This window comes from Hydrogenophaga sp. NH-16, assembly GCF_004006415.1.
GTDB classification, from domain to species: Bacteria; Pseudomonadota; Gammaproteobacteria; order Burkholderiales; family Burkholderiaceae_C; genus Hydrogenophaga; species Hydrogenophaga pseudoflava.
This window is the reverse complement of sequence record NZ_CP029344.1, coordinates 2,624,111-2,647,643: the sequence shown is the minus strand read 5'-3', so window position 1 is coordinate 2,647,643 and position 23,533 is coordinate 2,624,111. Positions and strand designations below refer to the sequence as shown.

Below are 23,533 nucleotides of genomic sequence, written 5' to 3'. Positions count from 1 at the left end.
CGGTTTGATCGATTTTCCTCCCACACCATGACCCACGTCGTCACCGAAGCCTGCATCCGCTGCAAATACACCGACTGCGTCGACGTCTGCCCCGTCGACTGCTTCCGCGAAGGCCCGAACTTCCTGACCATCGATCCGGACGAGTGCATCGACTGTGCGGTCTGCATTCCCGAGTGCCCGGTCAGCGCCATCTTCGCCGAAGAGGATCTGCCCAAAGACCAGGTGCACATGACAGCGCTCAACGCCGAACTGGCCAAGCTGCCGAACTGGAAGAGCATCACCAAGCGCAAAGATCCGCTGCCCGACCACGAGGAGTGGAAAGACCGCACCGGCAAACTGTCCGAACTCGCCCGCTGATCCCAGGAGATGATGACCGGTGACGTGATCGAGACCGATGCGGTCATCATCGGTGCCGGTCCTGTGGGCCTGTTCCAGGCTTTCCAGCTGGGGCTGCTGGAGATCCGGGCCCACATCGTCGACGCGCTCCCGCACCCTGGCGGGCAGCCCGCAGAGCTCTATCCCGACAAACCGATCTATGACATTCCTGCCGTGCCCGCCTGCACCGGTCAGGAGTTGACCGATGCGCTGCTGAAACAGGTTCGCCCCTTCGAACCCACCTTTCATCTCGGGCAGACGGTATCCCGTGTCGAACGACAAGCCGATGATCGCTTTCTGGTGTCGACCTCCCAGCGAACCTCGCTGCTGACCAGGACGGTGTTCATCGCCGCAGGTGTCGGCGCCTTCGAGCCACGTCGCCTCAAGCTCGAGGGTCTGGAGACCTTTGAAGGCTCGCAGCTTTTCTTCTTTCCGCGCCTCCCGGAACAGGAAATCGGGCGTCGCGTGCTGGTGGTTGGAGACACCGACAGCGCCATGCAATGGGCGCTGTCCCTGGTGAACCAAGGCGGCGTCGATGTGACACTGATGCACCGACGCGATGTGTTTCAGTCCGGCACGGACTTGCAGACGCAGATGCGCGCGCTCTGTGCACAGGGACGCATGCGGTTGCTGATTGGCCAGGCCACCGCCTGCGAATCGGATGGCGAACGTCTGAGCGCTGTCAGTGTTTTGCGGGCCGATGGCGCCGCAGAACGCCTGGACGTCGACAGCATGTATGTGATGCAGGGACTCTCACCCCGTCTGGGCGCCATGGCCCATTGGGGACTCGCGCTGGAACGCAAACAGCTGGTAGTCGACACCGCGACGTTTTCCACCAGCGAGCCCGGGATCTTCGCTGTTGGCGACATCAACACCTACCCGGGAAAGAGGAAGCTCATCGTCTGTGGCTTCCACGAGTGCGTGCTCGCAGCGTATGCGGCAGCCACGCGGGTGTTTCCCGGCAAAGCCATCCACCTCGAATACACAACCTCCAGTTCCCGGCTGCATCGCCTGCTGGAAGTGCGGCCCGAGCCACTTGGCGGCCCAGTTCCATAATTTTTTGAAGAAACTGTGACCCGGCTTCCAAACATCATAAAAATCACACTATAATTTGAGGCTGTTCCCTGATAGCTCAGTCGGTAGAGCGACGGACTGTTAATCCGCAGGTCCCTGGTTCGAGTCCAGGTCGGGGAGCCAAGAAACACGAGAGTCAGCAGGTTAGCGCCTGCTGACTCTTTTGCTTTCTGGATACGCCGTGTCCGACACGTGTCCGAAATTCTCCGCGGAAACATGCATGTGTCCGGATCGCAACAGACCGGTCTTGCCAAGACGGCATCTAAGACGTCGAGAAGCTCGGTGATACAACTCTATGCGCTAGATTTGTCAGCGAATCCAGCATGACCGAGGCGCCCGCAGCGCCCTACAGTTGCCTACATGCCTCCACCGGGAGATTGCCGTGCAACAGACCTCTGCCCCACCCCCGGAAACACAGGATCAAGTTTCGACCGTGTTTCTGCGCATGCCATCCGTCATACAGATGACGGGCTTGGGTCGATCGACGATATACAGGCTCATCGCCCAACAACAGTTCCCCTGCCCCGTTCGTCTCGGTGTGCGCGCAGTGGCCTGGCGCCGCAGCGAACTGGATCTGTGGAGCCAGTCACGCCCAGCGACATCGCACTGAAACGGACAGGTTCTCCATCGGGACGACTCGGAGAGGATAGTCAGGCATTCGAGTCCTCAAGCTTTTGAAGCTGGATTGCCTGCTCAATGAGTCCGAGCCCCTTCGAGTCGCCGACTTCAGGGTCAAAATGCATTCTTCGTAGCCTATCGAGGAGCGCAAGTGCGCCCTCAAGGCCCACAAGAGCGCAGCACCATCCCGGTCGATCGCCAGGACCTCGTGCTCGATATGGTCGATGTGGAGTGCATGAAACACCTTGAACCTACAGGCGTGGAAAACGGAGCCGTGTCCGAGCTGCTGGATCTAGTGGGGTTGTACCAGGGCTTGCCGCTGGACGAGGACTGCAAACGCATGCTTCCTCTGGCATCACTGGTGAAACCTTTGACTCGGTACGCGCGAGAGGACTGAGCAACCCATGTCCAGCATCCAGATCATGGCGATTGATGCCAGCGGAGCCATACGCTTCGTCGGCGAAGTCTTACGAGGGGCTACGTGCGGATGTTTCTGCCCCATGTGCAAGAGCCCGCTGGTGGCCAAACAGGGAGACACCAACGAGTGGCACTTCTCACACGAGGCCTCACAGGAGCGCCCCGAGTGCGAAGCCGGTGCGGAGAACCTCGCCAGAAGCCTGGGCATCGAATTTGCACGCGAGTTGGCCGAGCGTGGGGCGCTCGTGTTGCCCGAATACAGGACCTCGGCAGGCGTTATCTCGGCGTGGCTGGACCGCTCACAGGCCGTAGAGTGGAACGCTCAGATTTCAGGCCCTCTCGCATGGAGAGAGCATCCCCCGAAGTCCAAGGTGGTGGCCACCGGTGCGCTGGACACGGGTGCTGCCTTTGCGCTGTTCGTCCAGGTGGACGACGCGGGCGTCCCTCAGGTCGACGACCAGCCTGAGCACTGCGCGTACGGCTCACTGGTGGTCTCAGCCGCATGGCCATCAGGCACCCGCACGCGCGAGGACGCCATGGCCATTCTCAAGCAGACGGTGAGCTTTCGCTGGGGGTATCACCTCGACACGCTGGGTCTCCGGGCCGCCGCACAAGCCGCCATAGAGGCCGAAGAGAGTGCCGTGCGACAGCGCACCGAGGCATTGCAGCGCGAGCGCGCCAACGCAGCGGGGAGACGATGGGCTGAAATCGGCAAACGTCTGGAGCGACCTTACGATGTCCCCCCTGTACTGCGTGATGTAGGCCAACAGGCATCCCCAGAGCCGAAACCCACTGCAAGCACCCTGCCCAGTGGAACCCGTTTTCCCGCCTATCCAGGCCACGCGCTGGGATGCAACTTCCAGTTCTTCCGGCTGGGGGCAGATGAGGCGTGGGTGTTCTATCCGATGGATGTCGCCTTCATCAACGAGCACGTGAAGATGGCCAACGTCGCACAGCCGCTGCCAACCAAGCTCTGGGCGATTGCGCCAGTGGGCGGCCCACGCGAAGGGTGGGATGAGTGCTTTCCGCCCAGCGTGGGCTCTGCCGATGCCGAACTCGGCATCTACTGGGTGCGTGACCACATCACGGCGGTGACCTTCCTCAGCCCCCGCTCCAAAGGTACCCACACGGCCAACGATCCAGCGGAGTTTTCGAACAGATAGCACAGGAAACCTGGGGTCAAACCGAAACAGCAAGCTTCAGAACCACCCCGATCACGAACAGCGAGGCAGCGATACGACCCCAGCGCCAGGTGGTGAACCAGTAGCGGTGATTGACCCACACCGCGCGATGGATTCGCTCTGCTGAGGCCAGGAGCGCAATCGCAACGACCATGGGGCCGACGATCCCGACGGGTGCATCGATCTGGCCCAGCAGGAATACCCAGAACAGCGGCCAGACCACTGCATCGATGGCCGCGAGCCATCGTCGACCGGTCCAGTGCGGTGCATTTGCCCGGGGTTCACGCGCAACGAGCAGCCACATACGAGATTCACGACCCTTTTGACTTCCTATGAGGTGTAGGCTGCGCTGCAGGCCAAGCCAAGCAATGTAGTAATCTATCAACTGCACCCGGGGTCACACTTGGGAACAATTGGGCGGCGACCATCGCTAAGTTGTTGATTTTAAAGAGGTAATCGGGATCACCCCAAAATCCCGCCCTCTCCGCCAGAACATGCCCCAAGTGATTCGATCACTTGGGGTTTTTTTTGCCTTGAGTCATTCCCGCACCCCGCAGCAACAGAACCATGACCATGATGGAGCGTCGTTGTCTGCAACAGTCCCAAGCGTTTGTGAGATACGACCCGCAACTTGCCCCGCTGAGGGCGGATACCCGGGTCCCGCTACTCCCTTGGAGGGTACGGATGACGATTGCGGAAACCGCAACCTTGTCGACTTGGCTTAAGATAAAGTTCGTAATATTTTGAAACCTCGCCATGTCTGAGCATGGAGAATTTCATCTTCTGCCTGGTCAACGGGTTCCCTGCAACCACTCTGATCCTTGGAGATTGCCATGTCTGTTCTGTCCAGCTTAGTGACGACCGCAGTTTTGCTGACCGCCAGCGGTTCTTTGATGGCTCAGTCTGATGCTGCTTACAAGTTGCGGCATGGCGACGCCCTGATGGTCTCGGTCTGGAAGGACGAAGCCTTGCGGATGGAGGTGCGCGTTCTGCCCGACGGCAGCATCACCTTTCCGCTGGCCGGGCGTGTTTCGGTGGTGGGACTGAGCACCCCGGAAGTCGAAGCCAAGGTGGCCGAGAGGCTCAAGAAGTACATTCCTGAGCCCGTCGTGACCGTGGCGATCACAGCCACGGATGGCAATCAGGTGTTTGTGCTCGGCAAGGTGGTGCGCCCCGGAGCGGTGACCTTGACGTCATCGGAGACCACGGTGCTGCAAATGCTCAGTCAGGTCGGGGGGCTGGATCGGTTTGCCGATGGCAACTCGATCCGGGTCTTGCGCAGTTCGCCTCAGGGCAACCGGGTGCTGCCGGTTCGCTACGACGATCTGGTCAAGGGGAACCAGCTCGACACCAACGTGGTTCTGATGCCCGGCGACACCATTCTGGTTCCTTGAACATGAACGCACGACTCACACCCCCTCTGGCATTCGTCCTCCAGGCCTTCGTCTGGTCTCCTGCCATTGCGCAAAATTCGCTGACCGTGCCCTTGGAGGCCGTTCGGATCAGCAATCCCGACCTCTCGCCCGAAAGCCGCGGTAGTGTCACTCTGTTTCGGATGCACCCGCAGTTCACGCTGCGGACCACCCAAGGAGCCTCCAGCACCGAGCTGGCGCTGGGTGCGCTGATCGAACGATCTGGCAACACCGATCTGAGCGCCAATCGCAGCTTACCCAGCGTCCGCGTGCTCTGGGAGAACTCAAGCCCTGTGGCGGTCTTTGGACTGCGGGCCTCCCTGGAAGAAGCGTCCACGCGCGAGACAGAATTTGCCGACTTTGGCCGGGTGACACTGGACAGCAAGGAACGCACGGGATCCGTCGGAGGCACCTGGACCTACAACCTGACGGCCGGAACGGCCCTTGAGATGGATCTCTCGCATGAGCGCGTCACCTACGACACACCGCTGCTTGTGAACCACAGGGAAACGAGTGGATCGGTCGCCTATCGCATCTCGGCAAGCTCCAATGCACGGTATTCGCTGACAGCGGGCGCTTCGCGCCTAACGCCAGACGGAGACCGCGAGCGGGAGTCACGAAGCGAACTCGGCCTCGGGTACGAAAGAGATCTCAGTGAAGGCCTTGTTCTGAACGCAGCGGCAGGAGTCGTCCGCGCCAACACTGCGAGAGGCAAGACGGCGCCTGTCGGTTTGCTGCGTCTGACCTACACGGGAGAACGCATCGGCTATGCCGTTGCATGGTCCCGAGAGGTGAGTGCAGACGGTGCGGTCGCTGGGTACACGCGGTCGCAGGTTTTTGACGCCTCTGCAACCTATCCCCTTACCATCGATACATCCTTCTCGCTGGGTGTAAGCCATGCCCAGTCCCTCGATGGAGACCGTGACACCGGCTCCATGATGTACGCACGGATCCAATCCGAGCTCACCAGGTTCTGGGCCATTTCCATGAGCCTGGAGCAGCGGCGAGCCAAGCCCTCCGGCGGACCCACAGCCAAAGGCCACTCGGTGGCCGTGGGGCTGGTGTATTCGCACCCTGACTTCTAATTTCACGATTCCTCATGCCGGCCGACTACCAACTGAGCCTGAACGACTACCTGTCCATCATCCGACGCCGTGCCTGGGTGATTGTCCTGACCTTTGTTGTCGTGCTTGGCGCCTCGGTAGTGGTGGCGCTGATACTGCCGCGGGCCTACCAAGCCAGCGGAACACTGCTGGCAGAGGGTCCACAGATTGCAGGAGAAGTGGTGCAGCCGCCTTCGGGTGGCAACGCTGAACAACGGGTTCAGGCGCTGCGCCAGCGGATCATGACCCGCGAGAGCCTGCTGCGCATTGCGGCCGAACATCGTGTATTTGAACCACCCCCAGGCGTCGTGCTGAAAGACACCGACATCGCAACTGCAATGCGTGCAAGCATTGGTGTCAATGTGCAGGTCGGAAACATGCCGGCTTGGGAACGACCCACCAACAACCTTGCGTTCTCCGTGTCTTTTCAGCACAGCGAGCCGGAGAAAGCGCTGGAAGTCACCAACGCTCTGATCCAGTTGTTTCTTGAAAGCAGCGTGCGGGAACGGGTCGAGCAGGCGTCCAGGGCCAACGAGTTTCTGAGTCAGGAAGCCGATCGGGTCAAGGCCCAGTTGGAGAGCCTGGAGCAACGCATCGCTGCCTACAAGCGTTCGCAAGGAGGCGTCTCGGAAGACAGCCCAGTGGTCGCGCTGGCGAACATTCAGACGCTTGAGAGCGATCTGAGAGCCGCTGAGCGTGAGCATCGAATGGCTCTGGATGAGTTGCAGACACTGGAAGTGGAGCTGGCAGGCGCGCGTGCAGGTGTGCTGGCACCCGGAACGGTCACGCCATCGGGCCCGTCTGCCGCAGAACAGGATCTGGAGCGCGCCCGGGCAGAGCTGGCCCGCCTCCGAGGCACATACACAGACGACCACCCGGATGTCAGGGCTCAGCGGCAAAAGATCGATCTTCTGGAACGCGCCGTGCGCTCTGAGGCCACCGCCAGCAGTCCGACACGCGACGCCATCGCTGCACAGGCCAAGCTGGCCGTGTCCCGCCTTGAAGCACAGAGCCGCACCGCACGGGCGCGTGCAGACCTGCTGGCAGAGCAGCAAAGGAGCCTTCGCAGTGCCATTGCCCAGCAAAGAGCCCAGGTGTCACGTGCCCCGCAGGTGGAACGGGACCTGGCCGCCCTCCAGCGTGACTATGACGCGACCCGGGCCAAGTACGAAGACCTCCGGTCCAAGCAACTATCCGCGCAGATCGTTCAGAACCTGGAGGGTGGACAGCAAGGCGAACGCTTCACCCTGCTGGAGCCACCCTTGCTGCCCGAATACCCGATCAAGCCTGACCGCCGCAAGATCGTCGCATTGGGCTTCTTCCTTGCGCTGGCCGCTGCAGCGGCCGTTGTTGCCGTGCTGGAGCTGATCTTCGCGCGCGTGCGCGGCGTCAACTCGCTCACAGCCTTGACGGGTCAACGCCCCATGGTGGTGGTGCCATACATCACGACGGCCGATGAAATCCAGTCCACTCAAGTTTTGCGAAAGCGACTTGTAAAGCTTGCCGCCGTCCTTGCCGTGGTTGGAATTGCTGCGATCCACTTCCTGGTAGTCCCCCTTCAGACCCTTTTGATCTCCTTGTTCTCCCATCTGGGTTGAAGGAAAGCTGTCACATGGAACGCATCAAGCTTGCAATCGAGAAGGCGAAGGCCTCCAGGACGGATCTGTTGTCACCGAACAGCAGTTCATCGCACCACCCAGGCGATGCAGGAATATTCATCGAGCACGACTCGCCCGAAAGAGACGAGGACACGCCCGACGATCTGGGCGCCGTGCAGTATGCACAGACCGCCGTGGTGTCCATGGATCCCGTACACCTGGAACGCCACCGCGTTGTCGCACATCAGAAGGCCCATCCAGCGAGCTGGGCTTTCGACGTGTTGCGAACCCAAGTGCTCCAGAAAATGGATGAGTCCGGTTGGCGGACGTTGGCAATCACATCCCCCAGCGTGGAATCCGGCAAGACAGTGGTAGCCATCAACTTGGCCATCAGCATTGCCCAGCAGACCAACCGCACGGCGCTACTGGTGGATTTTGACTTGCGCCGCCCCAGTGTTGCCCGCTCCCTGGGCTTGAACCGCCCGAAGTCACTCAATGATTTTCTTGATGGGCATGCAAACCTTGCAGAGGCGCTGGTCAACCCTGGCATTGAACGTTTTGTTGTGCTGCCGACCAACCGACCAGTCAATGGCGCGTCGGAGTTGCTGGCGTCTGCAAAAGTGGGCAAGTTGATAAAAGACCTGCGCGAACGCTACAGCGACCGCATCGTCATCTTTGATCTACCACCTGTTCTGGCAGCAGATGACGTCATGAGTGTGCTTCCCAGGGTTGACTGCGTTCTGATGGTGGTTGGCAGTGGTGTGTCCACCCAGACAGAGATCGAGGAAGCCATGAATCGGCTTTCGAAAGCCAACCTGATGGGTATCGTGCTGAACAAGGACGAGTCGCCCACCCAGAACGCCTACTACTGACTTCTTGCCCGACAGAGGCCGCACCTTGGCCACACGTAGCCGATGTGCCCAGTATTTCTTGGCCATCCACCGATGGCTGCCATCGGGCCTATCACCGCCCCAACTCCTGACATGAGCCCACGACTCCCCTGCTATGGCTGAACATGTGCGTGCGCTGATCGTGCTGATGGCACTCAGCCTGGTGTTCTTCCAGGTGGTCCGAGGCGCGGTTTCTCAATTGATTCCAGAGGCGACCTTCAGGCGCTGGCGCAATCTCTGGGTAGCGGCCACGCTGGCACTGTTCCTATCGAACAGCGTGTGGGTTTGCATCCTGGTCACCGGAGCCCTGCTCCTTCTCTACCGAAGGCGCGAAGAACATGTCATGGGGCTGTATTTTTTTCTGCTGTTCGTATCTCCACCGGTACCGGCAGAGATACCGGGACTGGGCATCATCGACCATCTATGGGTGCTGGACCACTACAGACTGCTTGGTGTGACGCTGCTGCTGCCGGTGGCGTTTGCGCTTTTCCAGAGAGCAAGCACCCCGCGTGTTGGCAGCTCGCCGGTGGATTGGTGGGTGCTGGGCTACCTCGCTCTCATGTCGTTGCTTGCATTTCGCCCGGGCAATGTCACCAGCGGGCTCCGGACCGTTCTGTCGCTTTGGATCGACATCTTTCTTCCGTACTACGTGGCCAGCAGGAGCATTCGCAACGAAGAGGGGCTCCGGCACGCCATGACCGGATTCGTCGTCGCGTCAATGATCCTGTCATTGGTTGCGATCTTTGAAATGCTTCGCGGCTGGAAACTCTACTCAGCCGTTCTCGGAGCATTGGGCGTGAACGAATGGATGTTCGGTGGCTATCTCATGCGATCAGGCTTCTTGCGACCGAATGCAACGGTGGGCAACTCGATCGTCCTCGGATATGTCTTGGTGGTTGCACTGGGCTTCTTTCTCTACCTGAAGGAGCTCTTATCCAGCCCCTTGCACAGATTTCTAGGGCTGGCTCTGCTCGCTGGAGGCATTGTCGCCTCATTGTCGAGAGGCCCCTGGGTGGGTTCTTTGCTACTTGTAGCGAGCTTCATAGCCATCGGCCCCAAGGCTGTCAAACGCGTGGGAGGATTGGGGCTGGGCGTCGTTGCTGCATTTCTTCTTATGAGCCTGATCCCGGGCGGTCAGCTATTTATCGACATGCTGCCAGTTATAGGAACTGCCGATCAAGGCAATGTCGAGTACCGCGCCAACCTCATCACCTCTGCCTTGCCGGTTATTGAACGGCATCTCATGCTGGGTTCGTTTGATTTCCTGAGCGCCCCTGAGCTGCAAGTAATGATGCAAGGTGAAAAAATCATCGACGTCGTCAACTCATATATCGGCGTCGCCTTGTACTCCGGCATGATTGGATTGGTGCTTTTTCTTGGAATTTTTTTGAGCACCCTCCTTCAAATTCGAAAGCACGCAAGGGTTGCGCGACAGTTGGAACCGCGAGTTTCCGTCATGGGTCGCTCGTTGTTCGCCGCAGTGTCAGCCACCATGTTTATCATCTACACGGTAAGCAGCATCATTGCGATCCCTGTGGTGTACTGGCCTCTTCTGGGGATCTGCGTGGCCTACACGGGCACAATAAGAGATCAAATACGGAAACTGGCTGAGCTCCCGCATAAAGCCTGAACCCGTCGCAACTCATTGCCGCCCCCACCATCCCCGCTGCCGCCCAAAAGCAAGCGCCCGACCTTCACCCCAATAATAAACGCGAGCGAACACAATGCCCGCGAGAATTGCTGCAAACAGGGCAACCCAGGGCATCGGCCCGTGAAACAATCGCGTCACCACAGATTTGACCTGGTAGTGACTGAGATACATGAACATGGAGGCCCCGGCGATCTCACCGACCACCCGCTTGACGGGGGCAGGAACCGAAATCTCGGGCCAGAAAAGCAACAGCGCACACCCGGCGCAGATGTAGTAGGTTGCCGACGTGAACCCATGGTGCATCACCACGGCGATCGACACAATGGCCATCACCAACAAGCGTGTCAGCACATCACGTGCACCGGCACTGGCGATCAACATGCCGCACGCCACAGTCCACAGATACCAGGTCGGAGTGCGGTGGTAGATGTAATTTGTGTCCCATACAAGCTCGGCGAAGTAGCTCAACACCATCGCAAAAACAAGCAGCACAGTTCCACTGATCAACGGACTCTTCCTGAATGCATCCCTCGCAGCCTTGAAAGAAAACAGAAGTGCAATCAGAAGCAATAGTTGCATGTACATTTCTGCAAAATAGAAATATGCAACATGGTATTCGCGCGGATCAAAAAGATTCGATATCAGCAACAGGGGTTTCAACTCGGCCTCATGCGCCCAGATCTGCAGCGCCGCAACCACCATCACGGTCGGAACAGCGATTCTCACCACCGTTCCCAGTATCGTCCTCACCTTCCCGGTCCTGCTGATTTCAGGCCATTGGAAGCGCATCACGCTGTAGCCAGCGAGCAAGAACAGGAAATAGGCAGCCCCCCAGTTGTTGCTGTAGACGAACGTGTCCAGATGCAGGGCCACGATGCAGATCATGAAAAACGCCCGCGTCAGCGTGGCCGCTTCCAGACGCAGGAAGGAAGTTTGAGGTTCAGACTGAACGCTGCTTTGCAGTTGCGCGACCGTCAGCGATTCCCATCCGCTGGGCAGCGGACCAAACCGGTCCTCGAATCCCATTGAAAACTGGATATAGCCCAGGGAGTCGCCACCAAGCGCTTCAAAGCTCGCGCCTGCGTCAATCTTGCGTCCAGGAAAGAACTGCTGGAAGAAGCCCATGACATCGTCCGCCCTTGGCTGCCCGGCCGGGTCTCGAGTGTCAGGTTTGTTGCGAGAGTCCTTGTTCTCGGCGACGAATGCCTCGGTCAGCAGACGACGCAATGGCTTTCCAGTCGCCGTCTGCGGAATGGAGGCCATGACCTTGATGTGCAGGGCATCACCAACCTCCAGACCGAGCATTTTCAAGGCCTGGTTCGCGGCTGTCTGCAATTGTGCGGAATCCATGTCCGCCGACTCCGCCACCACCAGAACGCCCTCACCTCGCATGGCATCGGGCACCTTGGCCACGACCAGCCGCCCGCTTTGAGGCAGCAGTTTGCCGATCTTCTCTTCCAGGAGGTCCGGATTGATCTTCACGCCACCGCTGTTGATCAGATCGTCGGCTCTCCCGTCAAAAAACAGATAGCCGTCCTTCAAATGCCCCAGATCGCCGGTGACCAGCCAGCCATCTGCTCCCGGTAGCGCCTGCAAGTGGTCACCTTCGATGCGCCACTGGGCCACGTGTGGGCCGCGTATCCGGATGCGCCCCTCAGGGGAGATACCCACCTCGGTTTTTCCAACCGCCCGGCCCACCGATTCGAGCAACTCGTCCGAAACGTCCGAAATCAGCAAGAACGTGCTGCGCGAAGCTTCTGTCAACCCATAGTGCTGGACGATTCGCGCGTTGGGAAAGAGGTCACGGACACCCCGTTTTTCCGCGGCGGTCATGTATTGGGAACCGATCTCCATCCAGCGAAGCTTCTTGCCCGCCTCTCCGATGGCCTGCGGCTTCTGAAGCAGGATCCGAAGAAGGGTCGGCACAGCAGAAAGCGAATTCACTTCGCCGGCCTCTAGCATGCGCGCCAGTTCCAGTGGGTCGAAGCCGCGCGAGGGTATGAAAGACTGACCACCCACGGCACTGATGACGCGAATGCGCGCCATGCCGAAGCTGTGCGTGACGGGAACACCGACGTACTCGCGAACCTCCGCCGTCAGCTGCATCTGGTCGATGATCCTGTCGGCAGCGTCTGCCAGATTGGCATAGCTGAGCACAATGCCCTTGGGTTTGCCCTCGGTGCCCGACGTGAAGGTCACCTGCGCAGGAAGATCGTCACGGATCAACGCATGCTGCTGCCGGAACCAGCCTCCCCCCGCTTCGGGAACGATGCAGTCATCAATGGCGATGCCCACCGGCTCCTTGGCAGAGGCCTCATCCTGAAAGCTGACCAGCGGCTGGCGCTTCTCGTTCAGCGCAAATACATTCTCTATAAAGGAGAGGGAATTTCGCCGAATCAGACCGGTTGCACGCAACTTGGATATCTGCATTCTCAGCACCTGTGGTTCATTGACACGCAACTCGGGGGAAGCTCGCCGGCAGCATAGCACCGGCACTACGAAACGCTTACAGGCTCCGCAGCGAAGCCATGAGGCGTTGCGCGCCTGCATCAGTTGCCATATTCTGCCTGCCACATAGGCGAGCGCGGCCCGCGAACAATGAGCCCAAGAGAGCCATTGCAGGCACTCCGGGTGACCTCGAGATCAATGCTAGGATTGAACGGAAGTTTTAATACTTCTGAACTCCGGCAAATGCGGAAGGCGTTGCGTCTGTCGCTCTCCCGGTCATCGGGAAGTCAATTCACATGCAAGAACACAAGCTGGGCGTGGTTGCGATCGGGCGCAACGAAGGGGAGCGACTGCGCAGGTGCCTGCTGTCTCTGCTGCCAGTGGTGCCAGCCACCGTCTACGTCGACTCGGGATCCACTGATGGCTCCAGCCAGATGGCCGCCGAAATGGGAGCGGTGGTTGTTGATCTCGACATGTCGCAACCATTCACAGCTGCGCGAGCCAGAAATACCGGCTTTCAGCAGTTGCTTCAGCAGTTCCCCGATGTCACCCTCGTCCAGTTTGTGGATGGGGATTGTGAAGTGGTGCCCGGCTGGCTGGAGGCGGCGCGCAGTTTCCTGGCGGAGCGCCCAACATATGCCGTGGTGTGCGGCAGACGCCGCGAGCGCCACCCTGAACGCTCCATGTACAACGCGATGTGCGACCGGGAGTGGGACACCCCCATCGGCGACACCCAGACCTGTGGTGGTGACGCCATGATGCGGGTCGACGCGCTCAAGGCCGCCTCAGGCTACCGTGACAGCATGATTGCCGGGGAAGAGCCGGAGTTGTGCTTTCGTCTGCGCCAGGCCGGTTGGCACATCCACCGGCTTGACAGAGACATGACGCTGCACGATGCGAACATCACGCGTTTGCGGCAATGGTGGGTGCGCACGGTGCGGTCAGGCCATGCTTTTGCCGAAGGGGCTTGGCTGCATGGATCGTCACCGGAACGCTTCTGGATTCGGGAGGCCCGTCGCGCCTGGTTCTGGGGAGTGTGGATCCCTGCTTCAATCGGCCTTGCCATGCTCCTGGCTGGGGCCCCTGCGGGGCTCCTTGCGGCCATCTATCCATTGCAGTGGGTACGCCTGCTGGCGCGAAGCGGCTCTGCTCGGGAAAGCACCTTCATGATTCTGGGCAAGTTCGCCGAGGCCCAGGGAGCCGTGAAATTCCACCTCTCGCGCCTAAGAGGCCAAACCCGCCACATCATCGAATACAAGTAGGTGGACAATACTCAAGGGGGTTTCTGCATCGGGGATGGGGTGGTGCAGACCTTGTGCAAAACGAATGTTGGCGGACGGGCTGAAGCAGCCCTCCCTGGCTCCATCCAACTGGAATACCGACCATGAGTGAACACTGTGTCCTGTGCGGGTTGCCCGTTTCGCGAGCGCACATGAAGCAAACGCTGGAAGAGATCCTTGCGCGCATAGGCCAGAAAAGGGGAACCTGGGTCCTCACTCTCAACACCGAAATGATTGCGCGCTTCGCGCGCAATCCAAGCTCCCACGATCTCCTGTCCCAGGCGGACATCATCACCGCCGACGGCATGCCCCTGGTCTGGGCATCCCGATTAAAAGGACCGGACCAAGCGATCCCCGAACGCACGACGGGGGTGGACCTGGTGGACGCCTACCTCAGGCTCCCCTCCATTCCGGCCTACGCAGTCATTGGTGGTGTCGATCCGGCGGCCACCTTGGCTCTGTATGGAGAGCCAGCCGTTCGAGCCTGTCGATATCTGTTTGATGGTCGGGTGGACCTGAGCGCCGACCAAGTCCAGGAGTTTGCGGGTGCGCTGCGTGAGAAGGAAGTGAGAATGCTTTTCTTGGCCCTGGGTGGCGAAAAACAGGACCAGCTGGCGTTCACGCTCAGAAAGGCCGTGCCAGATCTGGTCGTCGCAGGCATTGGCGGCAGCTTTGAAATTCTGGGTCCGCAGGGCGGTCGAGCCCCCCGGTGGATGCAGAACGCAGGCCTGGAATGGCTGTTCCGGCTGACGAGAGAACCCGGTCGCTTGTGGAGGCGCTATCTTGTGCACTACCCGGCCGGCCTTGGGTTGCTGCTCCGAGATTGCTTCAAGCCCCGCGTCGAGACCTCACGTCACTGATCTGATTGGCCATTCCTCAGAGGAATTTCGTTCATAAGATTGCGCCTCGTGGCAAGTGCGCTGACGGCAGCACAACACGAATTTGATCTCGTCGTGTACATCAAAGCACAAGCAAAGATGGCAACTAGCGTGTGTGCAGGACACTGGTAGACAGCACAATTTTCAAGGCTTCAGCGTGTACGAACACTTTTATGGGCTTCGAGAGAAGCCGTTCTCCATCCAGCCGGACCCGGACTTCCTCTACATGGGCAAGCGCCATTCGCTGGCCTACACGATGCTGCAGTACGCGATCTACAACCGCGCTGGTTTCACGGTCATCTGTGGTGACATCGGCTGCGGCAAGACGACCTTGATCCGCCGCCTTCTGCGGGAGCTCGGGGACGAGGTGTCGGTGGGACTGGTCACCAACACCCATCCCGACCTGGCCGACCTGACAGAGTGGATCATGCTGGCCTTTGGCCTCCCCTACGATGGCCTGTCACCGGTCGCGCGGTACGATGCCTTCCAGCGGTATCTCATCAGTGAGTACGGGAAGAATCGCAGGGTGGTTCTGATCGTCGACGAGGCGCAGAACCTGAGCTCCGCCGCGATGGAGTCTTTGCGCATGCTCTCCAACATCAATGCTGACAAGGACCAGTTGCTGCAAGTGGTGCTGGTCGGGCAGCCCCAGTTGCGCGATTTGCTCAGGCGCCCCGAACTGCAACAGTTCGCCCAGAGAGTGGCGGCCGATTTTTTCATTTCGCCGCTGAATACGGTCGAGGTCGGGGACTACATCGAGCACCGGCTGAAAGTGGCCGGCCGTGACAGGCAATTGTTCACGCCGTACGCGGCGGCAAAGATTGCCAAAGCGACTCACGGCATCCCCCGAAGCATCAACATCCTTTGCGACATGGCCCTGGTGTACGGATTTGCTTCGGAAGCAAGGCTGATCGACGTCCATGTGATCGATGAAGTGCTGCGGGACCGCAGCGACTACGGTGTGCTGGGCGACACCAATTTCAACGTCGGACAGACTGGCAACAGCCAATGGGGGGATAGCAATTTCCCCTCCGCATCAGATCCCCCAAAAGTGTGAGTTGCCTCACGTGAGGTAACAATTTGTTGAGTCATAATGGTTTACCCGATGGGAGTAGGACCGGGTGCCATACCTGAGAGATCTGTGTGACCACGCCTTCAGAAGATTCGAACGACATCGCCATTGTCGGCATGGCCGCCCATCTACCAGGCGCCGCCAACCTGACGGCCTACTGGTCCAACCTGCGGGAGGGGGTGGAGTCCATTCGGCGACTGAGCGAAAGCGAGTTGCTGGCTGCGGGTGAAAGTCCCGAACGCATGCGGCATCGCAACTATGTGCCAGCCGCAGCGCCGCTGGACGGGTTCGAACAGTTCGATGCGGACTTCTTCGGTTTCAGCCCCAAGGAAGCCGCGATCATGGACCCCCAGCACCGCCAGTTTCTGGAGGTGGCCTGGGAGGCGCTGGAGAACGCTGGGCACCCGCCCGAGACCTTCTCCGGTCCCATCGCCGTGTACGCCGGCTGTGGCATGGGGAGCTACTTCTACTTCAACATCTGCTCCAACCCCGACCTGGTGGCCAGCACAGGCATGTTTCTGCTGCGCCACACCGGCAACGACAAGGATTTCCTGTCCACCCGGGTGAGCCACATCTTTGACCTCAAGGGTCCCAGCGTCAACATCCAGACGGCCTGCTCGACCTCGCTGGTTGCGGTGCACCAGGCCTGCCAGTCCCTGTTGCTGGGCGAGTGCGACATGGCCCTGGCTGGCGGGGTCACCATCGAACTGCCTCACGCGCGCGGCTACATCTTTCAAGAGGGCGAAATCCTCTCGCCAGACGGCCACTGCCACGCTTTCGACCACCGGGCCCAGGGCACCGTGTTCGGCTCGGGCGCCGGCGTGGTGGTGTTGCGCCGCCTGGCCGATGCCCTCAAGGATGGCGACCACATCTGGGCCGTCGTCAAGGGCACAGCCATCAACAACGACGGCGCGGCCAAAGCCGGTTACCTGGCGCCAAGCGTGGACGGTCAGGCCAAGGCGATCGCCGAAGCGCAGGCCGTGGCCGGTGTCAGCGCCGACACCATCGACTACATCGAATGCCATGGCACCGGCACCTACCTGGGCGACCCCATCGAAGTGGCCGCCCTGACGCAGGCATTCCGGGAGACGACGCAGGACACGGGCTTCTGCCGCATCGGTTCTGTCAAGACCAACATCGGCCACACCGATACGGCCGCGGGGGTCGCAAGCCTGATCAAGGTGGCGCTGGCGCTCAAACACCAGGAAATCCCTCCGAGCCTGGGCTATGAGAAGCCCAACCCCTCGATCGACTTCGAGTCCAGTCCGTTCCAGGTCAACCATGCCCTGAGTCCCTGGCACTCGCACAAGGGTCCGCGCCGCGCCGGCGTGAACTCGCTGGGCGTGGGAGGCACGAATGCCCACGCCGTGGTCGAGGAGGCACCCGCGCGCGAGCCCTCTCCCCCGTCGGACTGGCCCTTCCAGTTGCTGGTTGTGTCGGGCCGGACGCGGGCCGCGCTGGATGCCAACGCCAAGGCACTGGCGGCCCACCTCAGGGCCCACCCGGAGCAAGCCCTCGCGGACGTGGCGTTCACGCTGAAGGAAGGTCGGCGCGCGTTCGAGCACCGGCGCGTGCTCGTGGCCGAGAGCCACGAAGAAGCCGCCGCCCTGCTGGAAGGGAGCGACACCCGGCGGGTGTTCACCCACACCCATCTGGAAGACGATCCGGAGGTAGTGTTCATGTTCCCGGGCGGCGGCGCGCAGTACGCCGGCATGGCCCGGGAGCTGTATGCAACCGAACCGGTCTTCCAGGACTGGATGGACCGCGGGCTGGAGATTCTTCAGCGGCAACTGGACTACGACGTGCGCGCCCTCTGGCTGCCCGACGCCGAGAACCATGCCACAGCGGTCGAGAAGCTCAAGCAGCCCTCGGTGCAGCTGCCGCTGATCATGATCGTCGAGTACGCGCTGGCGCAGCTCTGGATGTCCTGGGGCGTCAAGCCGGCGGCCCTGGTCGGGCACAGCATGGGCGAGAACACGGCGGCGTGTCTGGCGGGTGTGATGTCGTTCGAGGACTGCATCGGCCTGGTGCTTCTGCGCGGTCGGCTCTTCGACACCGTGCCGCCCGGCGGCATGCTCAGCGTCCCGCTGGCCGCGGACGAGGTGCGCGGCCAGCTGGGCCCGGAGCTGGACATGGCCAGCGTGAACGCGCCGGAGCTGTGCGTGGTCTCGGGCCCGCAGGCGGCGCTGGACGCGCTGGAAGCGCGGCTGCGCGCGCGCGAGGTGGAGCCGCAGCGCATACAGATCGACATCGCAGCGCACTCGCGCATGCTGGAGCCTATCCTGGGCCGTTTCGAGGCCTACCTGCGCAGCATCCGTCTCAACCCGCCCAAGATTCCCATCATCTCCAACCGCGACGGGCAGCCGCTGAGCGCCCCCGACGCCACCGATCCGCTGTACTGGGTGCGGCACCTGCGCAACACGGTGCAGTTCGCCGACTGCCTTACCACGCTGAAGAAAACCAGTCAACGGGTCTATCTGGAGGTCGGCCCCGGCAAGGCGCTGGGCTCGCTTGCGCAGGCCAACGGAGTCCCTTCCTCCCAGGTGATCAATTCGCTGCGCCATGCAGACCACGTGGTGCCCGACGACATGTGGTTCATGGGCACCCTGGGCCGCCTGTGGGCCAACGGGGTCCGGGTGGACTGGGAACCCATCTGGGGCGAGGCCCGCAGGCTTCGTGTCCCCTTGCCCACCTACGCCTTTCAGCGCAAGCCCTACTTCATCGCGCCCGGCAAGGCCCGGACCGCCGTGGAAGAGGCGCCGCAACTGCTGCGCACCGACGACGTCGGTGCATGGGGCTACCAGCCCCGCTGGCGCCCGCGACAAGCCAATGTCGACATCGACGTGACCCTGGACCTGGGCCAAACGCCGCCTCAGAACTGGCTGGTGTTCGCTGATGAAGCAGGCCTTGCCGACCGGCTGGTGGCCCGCTTGCAGGACGCCTCCCACCGCGTCACCGTGGTGCGGGCCGGCGACCTCTTCGCACGGCTGAGTGACACCGAGTACCTGCTGGCGCCGGAACGTGGCCGCGAGGGCTACGACGAACTGCTGCGCGACCTGGTGGCATCGGGCAACACCCCCCAGCGCATCGTGCACGCCTGGCTGGTCACCCAGGAAGAGCGCTTCCGTCCCGGCAGCAGCTTTTTCCACCGGAACATCGAACAGGGTTTCTTCAGCCTGCTGTTCCTGGTCCAGGCGATGGCGGAAGAAAACCTGCCGCGCCCCCAGCACCTCACCGTGCTGAGCTCCGACGCCGTGCGCGTGCGCAGCGAAACACTGCGCTACCCGGAAAAATCCACACTCATGGGGCCGGCCAAGGTCGCTCCGCGCGAATTGCCTGGCTTGACCTGTTCGGTGCTGGACCTGGTGCTGCCCACTGTCGACAAGGGCTGGCGCGCCAAACCCAATGCCCAGGACTGGTCGGCCCTGACCGATCGCGTGCTGGAGGAGCTGTTCGCCGCCCCTGACAACTGCGTGGCGGCGATCCGTTCCGACAAGCGCTTCGAGCTGACCCACGTCCCCCTGCCCCTTCCACCCGCCGAAGAGCTGGCCGGCCTCCCCAAGGGCTGCGTCTGCATGCTCACCGGTGGCCTGGGTGGCATTGCACTGACGCTGGCCGAGCGGCTGGCGCGCGAGAAACAGGCGCGCCTGGTGCTGCTTGCGCGCCAGCCCCTGCCGCCGGCCGACACATGGGACGCCTGCCTGCGCAGCAACGACCCTCTGGACCCGGTGGTCCAGCGCATCACGGCCGTGCGCCGTCTGCAGGGCCTGGGCGCGGAAGTGCTGGTGGTGGCGGCAGACGTGTGCAACGTCAAGGACATGCGCGAGGCCGCCGAACAGGCGCGGCAGCGCTTCGGCCGCATCGAGGTGGTGATCCATGCCGCGGGCGTCGTGGACGACGGCCCGCTGTTGACCAAGACCTCGGGCGGTGTGGAAGAGGTGTTCGCACCCAAGGTGCACGGGGTGCAGATCCTGCACGACCTGTTCCCGGATGGCAGCATCGACTGGCTGGTGCTGTTCTCGTCGACCAGCACGGTGACGGCTCCGGCCGGCCAGGTCGACTACGTGGCGGCCAACGAGTACCTCAATGCCTACGCCGCCAGCCGCGCCGGGCAGCGCACCAAGGTGCTGGCCATCGACTGGGGCATCTGGAACGAGGTCGGCATGGCCGCGAAGGCCATGGCCAGCCGCCTGGGCGACGCCGCACCGCCTCCGCGCCATCCCGCCGGCAGTCCCTTGCTGGACGAAGCGACCTTCGACACTGCAGGGCACCGGCTGTTCACTGCGAGCTGGCAGACCAACAACCGCTGGATCCTGGATGGCCACCGTACCAAGGCAGGCCAGGCCCTGCTGCCCGGAACGGGTTATCTGGAGCTGGCGGCCCAAGCGCTCCGGGGCAACGGCGAGACCGGCCCGTTCACCATCAGAGACCTGTATTTCTTCCGCCCGCTGGAAGTCAACGACGACCAGACACGCGAGGTGCGCGTCAAGCTGGCGCGCAGCGACGAGGGCTATGCCCTGGAAGTGCGCAGCGATGTGCAGTACGAAGGGCGCAAGGGCTTCCAGCTCAATGCGCAGGCCACGCTGGTGCCGGGCGCGCTGCCGGCCGCGGCGCGGGTGGACACCGCAGCGCTGCAGGCCCGGTGCGCCCGCCAGCGGGACGAAGCCGCAGATGGCCTGAGGTCGCCCCAGGAAGAACACCTGAACTTCGGGCCGCGCTGGCGCGTGCTGCGCTCCGTGGCCTATGGTGACAACGAGGGCATCGCACTGCTGCAGTTGCCGCCCGCGTTTGAAGGCGATCTGAGCGCCGGCTACCTGCTGCACCCAGCCCTGCTCGACCTGGCCACCGGCTGGGCCATGCACCTGATCGACGGCTACCGGGCCGATCACCTGTGGGTGCCGGTGTCGTACCAGTCGGTCCAGGTGCACCGCCCCCTGCCCGGCACGGTCTGGAGCTGGGTGCGCAACGCCCAGGCCAACCACGCCGACGCGCCCTTCGCCGTGTTCGACGTGACGCTGTGCGACGCCCAGGGCGAGGTCTGTGTCGAGGTGCGCGGCTTCTCCATCAAGCGGCTGCAGGAAGGCGGCTTCTCGGCCTCGAACAGCCGGCTTGATGCGCGCGAGGTGTTGTTCGAGAAGAGCGCCGGTGACAGCGCGCATAGCCGGCTGTCACCGGCGGAAGAGCAACTCCAGCACGCGATGTCGCAAGGCATCCTGCCGCACGAAGGCGCCGACGCCTTTGGCCGTGCGCTGGCCATGGGGCTGCCGCAGGTCATCGTTTCTTCCATGAGCCTGGACGCGCTGGTGAGCAAGGCCAGCGAGGTGGCGCAAGCCGATGTGGCATCTGGCCAGAAATTCCAGCGTCCCGACCTCGACAGCGACTACGTGGCACCCACCAACGATGTGGAACGCACGCTGGTCGGTTTCTGGGAAGAGCTCCTGGGCGTCGATCAGGTGGGTGTGCAGGACAGCTTCTTCGACCTGGGCGGGCATTCGCTGATCGCAGTGCGCCTGTTCGCCATGATCAAGAAGGCCTACCGGGTCGAGTTTCCGATTTCCGTGCTGTTCGAGGCCCCCACCATTGCCCTGTGCGCCGCCCTGATCCGCGAACGCATTGGCGATAGCGGTGGCACGGCAGACGCCCCGGCCGGCGAAGCCAGCGTGGCCACACCCGCCCGGCGCCGCTTCGTCCACCTGGTGCCAATGCACGACGGTGAAGGTGGTGAACAGACACCGTTCTTCCTGGTGGCGGGCATGTTCGGCAACGTGCTGAACCTGCGGCATCTGGCGCGCCTGCTCGGCACTGAACGGCCGTTCTACGGCCTGCAGGCGCGGGGTCTCTATGGCGACCAGGCACCGCACGAAACCTTTGAAGCAGCGGCGGCCGACTACATCGCCGAGATGCGCCAGGTGCAGCCGCACGGCCCCTACCTTCTGGGCGGCTTCTCGGGCGGTGGCATTTCCGCCTACGAGATCGCTCGCCAGCTGGAAGCGGCAGGTGAGCAGGTCCGCCTGCTCGTGCTGCTGGACACACCGCTGCCGGTACGGCCCCAGATCAACCGGCTGGACAAGGCCATCATCAAGCTGGCGGAGCTGCGCAAGAAGGGTTTGGGCTACCTGTGGACCTGGGCACGCGGGCGCCTGGACTGGGAACTCAACCGCCTGCGCAACAGGAATGCCGCGCCGATCCAGCCCCGCACGAACCAGCTGAACAACGAGGCGATCCAGGCGGCGTTCCTGGGTGCCCTGCCGCGTTACCGCCTGCAGGTCTGGAACGGCAACGCCGTGCTCTTCCGCCCGCCACTCGACCTGCACTGGAAGGTGACGGGTGGGCGCTGGGTCTCTGCCGAACGCGAATATGTGTACGCCGACAACGACTGGACGCGCTACCTGCCGTCGCTGCGCGTGCTGGAGGTGCCCGGCGACCACGACTCCATGGTGCTGGAACCCAATGTGCGCGTGCTGGCGGGTCTGATGCGTGACTGCATCGAGGCCGTCCGACAACCGGAGGCCAGCCCATGAGCCAGCCCACGAAGGCCCGCGTGCTGACAATCGTGCTCAACTACCGCACGCCCGAGCTGACGCTGCGGTCGGTGGAGGCCGCGTTGCGCGAGATGGAAGGGCTGGAAGGTGGCATCACCGTGGTGGACAACGATTCGGGTGACGGGTCGTTCGAGAAACTCACGCAGGCGGTCCGGGAGCGCGGCTGGAACCGCGTGCGGGTGATGCAGTCCGGTCGCAATGGCGGCTACGGCGCAGGCAACAACTTTGGCGTCCGCCAAGGCCTGCCCGACGGCTCATCGCCCGACTACATCTACATCCTGAACTCCGACGCTTTTCCCGAACCCGGCGCGATCCGCGTGCTCGCCGAGTATCTGGACGCCCATCCCCGGGTGGGCTTTGCCGGCAGCCGCCTGCACGGCGAAGACGGCGCCTACCACCAGACAGCGTTCCGCTTTCCGACCGTGTTCAGCGAGTTCGAGACCGCCGCGGCCACAGGCCCCATCTCGCGCCTGCTGCGCCGCTACATCGTGGCCCTGCCGGAGACCGACGAGGTGCAGGAAGTGGACTGGCTGGCCGGGGCCAGCCTCATGGTGCGCCACCGCGTCTTGGAGGAGACCGGCGGGTTCGACGAGCGCTTCTTCCTGTACTTCGAAGAAACCGACCTGAGCCTGCGGGCACACCGGGCCGGGTGGCAGTCTGTCTACCTTCCGGAGAGCCGCGTGATGCACATCGGCTCGGTCTCCACAGGCATGAAGTCCTGGAAGCGCATTCCCCCGTTCTGGTTCGATTCGCGGCTGTGGTACTTCACCAAGAACCATGGCGTCCTCTACGCGGCCCTGGCCACGCTGGCCCATGTGGCGGGCGCCCTGATTTTCAGATCCCGCCGACTTGTTCAGAAGAAGCGCTCCGACCAGCCCGAGCGCTTCCTCGGCGACCTGGTGTCGCACGCACTGCGCTGCGCGTGGCACCGCCGGCTGGTCGGCCGCCCCGAAGCCGCCTCCATCTGAATTTTCCGAACTGACCAATCCCGGAG

General features: G+C 62.1%; 17 protein-coding genes and 1 tRNA gene. 16 read left to right on the top strand and 2 right to left on the bottom strand.

Annotated features, from left to right (window positions below; genetic code table 11):
* Nucleotides 1-27: 27 nt before the first annotated feature.
* The 6 genes from fdxA (at nucleotide 28) to DD542_RS12795 (ending at nucleotide 3,647) form a co-directional block, all read left to right on the top strand.
* A complete protein-coding gene (fdxA, locus tag DD542_RS12815; protein ID WP_066151171.1) occupies nucleotides 28-357 on the top strand; it encodes a ferredoxin FdxA in 330 nt (109 codons plus the stop codon).
* A gap of 9 nt (nucleotides 358-366) precedes the next feature.
* Nucleotides 367-1,431, top strand: coding sequence for an NAD(P)/FAD-dependent oxidoreductase (locus tag DD542_RS12810; protein ID WP_127805936.1), 1,065 nt, complete (start codon nucleotides 367-369; stop codon nucleotides 1,429-1,431).
* Between the two features lie 65 nt (nucleotides 1,432-1,496).
* Nucleotides 1,497-1,572: transfer RNA gene (locus tag DD542_RS12805), tRNA-Asn, on the top strand.
* 322 nt (nucleotides 1,573-1,894) lie between these two features.
* A complete protein-coding gene (locus DD542_RS12800; RefSeq protein WP_034693553.1) occupies nucleotides 1,895-2,059 on the top strand; it encodes an AlpA family phage regulatory protein in 165 nt (54 codons plus the stop codon).
* 159 nt (nucleotides 2,060-2,218) lie between these two features.
* Entirely contained in the window at nucleotides 2,219-2,464 is a 246-nt protein-coding gene (locus tag DD542_RS23600; protein ID WP_008904141.1) for a hypothetical protein, read from the top strand.
* A 7-nt stretch (nucleotides 2,465-2,471) separates the two neighbouring features.
* Complete coding sequence (locus tag DD542_RS12795) at nucleotides 2,472-3,647, top strand: competence protein CoiA family protein (RefSeq protein ID WP_127805935.1); 1,176 nt, start codon at nucleotides 2,472-2,474, stop codon at nucleotides 3,645-3,647.
* A 16-nt stretch (nucleotides 3,648-3,663) separates the two neighbouring features.
* Here the strand turns inward: DD542_RS12795 and DD542_RS12790 are convergent, their stop codons facing one another.
* Nucleotides 3,664-3,969: a hypothetical protein gene (locus DD542_RS12790; RefSeq protein ID WP_008904139.1), complete on the bottom strand. Its 306-nt coding sequence runs from the start codon at nucleotides 3,967-3,969 to the stop codon at nucleotides 3,664-3,666.
* Between the two features lie 529 nt (nucleotides 3,970-4,498).
* On the opposite strand from DD542_RS12790, the gene DD542_RS12785 reads away from it, so the two are divergent.
* The 5 genes from DD542_RS12785 to DD542_RS12765 all read left to right on the top strand — a co-directional run bounded on the left by DD542_RS12785 (nucleotide 4,499) and on the right by DD542_RS12765 (nucleotide 10,298).
* Entirely contained in the window at nucleotides 4,499-5,059 is a 561-nt protein-coding gene (locus DD542_RS12785) for a polysaccharide biosynthesis/export family protein (RefSeq protein WP_066159629.1), read from the top strand.
* Nucleotides 5,060-5,061: 2 nt separating this feature from the next.
* A complete protein-coding gene (locus DD542_RS12780) occupies nucleotides 5,062-6,162 on the top strand; it encodes a hypothetical protein (RefSeq protein ID WP_066159626.1) in 1,101 nt (366 codons plus the stop codon).
* 14 nt (nucleotides 6,163-6,176) lie between these two features.
* A complete protein-coding gene (locus tag DD542_RS12775; RefSeq protein ID WP_127805934.1) occupies nucleotides 6,177-7,778 on the top strand; it encodes a Wzz/FepE/Etk N-terminal domain-containing protein in 1,602 nt (533 codons plus the stop codon).
* Between the two features lie 14 nt (nucleotides 7,779-7,792).
* Nucleotides 7,793-8,650: a CpsD/CapB family tyrosine-protein kinase gene (locus DD542_RS12770; RefSeq protein ID WP_066159620.1), complete on the top strand. Its 858-nt coding sequence runs from the start codon at nucleotides 7,793-7,795 to the stop codon at nucleotides 8,648-8,650.
* Between the two features lie 133 nt (nucleotides 8,651-8,783).
* On the top strand, nucleotides 8,784-10,298 hold the full coding sequence (locus DD542_RS12765; RefSeq protein ID WP_127805933.1) for an O-antigen ligase family protein: 1,515 nt from the start codon (nucleotides 8,784-8,786) through the stop codon (nucleotides 10,296-10,298).
* A 12-nt stretch (nucleotides 10,299-10,310) separates the two neighbouring features.
* On the opposite strand, the gene DD542_RS12760 is transcribed toward DD542_RS12765, so the two are convergent.
* Nucleotides 10,311-12,749: an AMP-binding protein gene (locus DD542_RS12760; RefSeq protein ID WP_127805932.1), complete on the bottom strand. Its 2,439-nt coding sequence runs from the start codon at nucleotides 12,747-12,749 to the stop codon at nucleotides 10,311-10,313.
* A gap of 314 nt (nucleotides 12,750-13,063) precedes the next feature.
* On the opposite strand from DD542_RS12760, the gene DD542_RS12755 reads away from it, so the two are divergent.
* The 5 genes from DD542_RS12755 (at nucleotide 13,064) to DD542_RS12735 (ending at nucleotide 23,507) form a co-directional block, all read left to right on the top strand.
* Nucleotides 13,064-14,029 (top strand): glycosyltransferase family A protein, encoded by a 966-nt coding sequence (locus DD542_RS12755; protein ID WP_127805931.1) that lies wholly within the window; start codon nucleotides 13,064-13,066, stop codon nucleotides 14,027-14,029.
* 170 nt (nucleotides 14,030-14,199) lie between these two features.
* The gene (locus DD542_RS12750) at nucleotides 14,200-14,907 is read left to right on the top strand and encodes a WecB/TagA/CpsF family glycosyltransferase (RefSeq protein ID WP_164868394.1); all 708 of its coding nucleotides are present in this window, start codon (nucleotides 14,200-14,202) and stop codon (nucleotides 14,905-14,907) included.
* 175 nt (nucleotides 14,908-15,082) lie between these two features.
* Nucleotides 15,083-15,982: an AAA family ATPase gene (locus tag DD542_RS12745; RefSeq protein WP_084397526.1), complete on the top strand. Its 900-nt coding sequence runs from the start codon at nucleotides 15,083-15,085 to the stop codon at nucleotides 15,980-15,982.
* An 86-nt stretch (nucleotides 15,983-16,068) separates the two neighbouring features.
* Nucleotides 16,069-22,518, top strand: coding sequence for a type I polyketide synthase (locus tag DD542_RS12740; protein WP_206610670.1), 6,450 nt, complete (start codon nucleotides 16,069-16,071; stop codon nucleotides 22,516-22,518).
* A complete protein-coding gene (locus DD542_RS12735; protein WP_127805929.1) occupies nucleotides 22,515-23,507 on the top strand; it encodes a glycosyltransferase family 2 protein in 993 nt (330 codons plus the stop codon). The genes DD542_RS12740 and DD542_RS12735 overlap by 4 nt, the downstream gene beginning before the upstream one ends.
* Nucleotides 23,508-23,533: the final 26 nt, after the last annotated feature.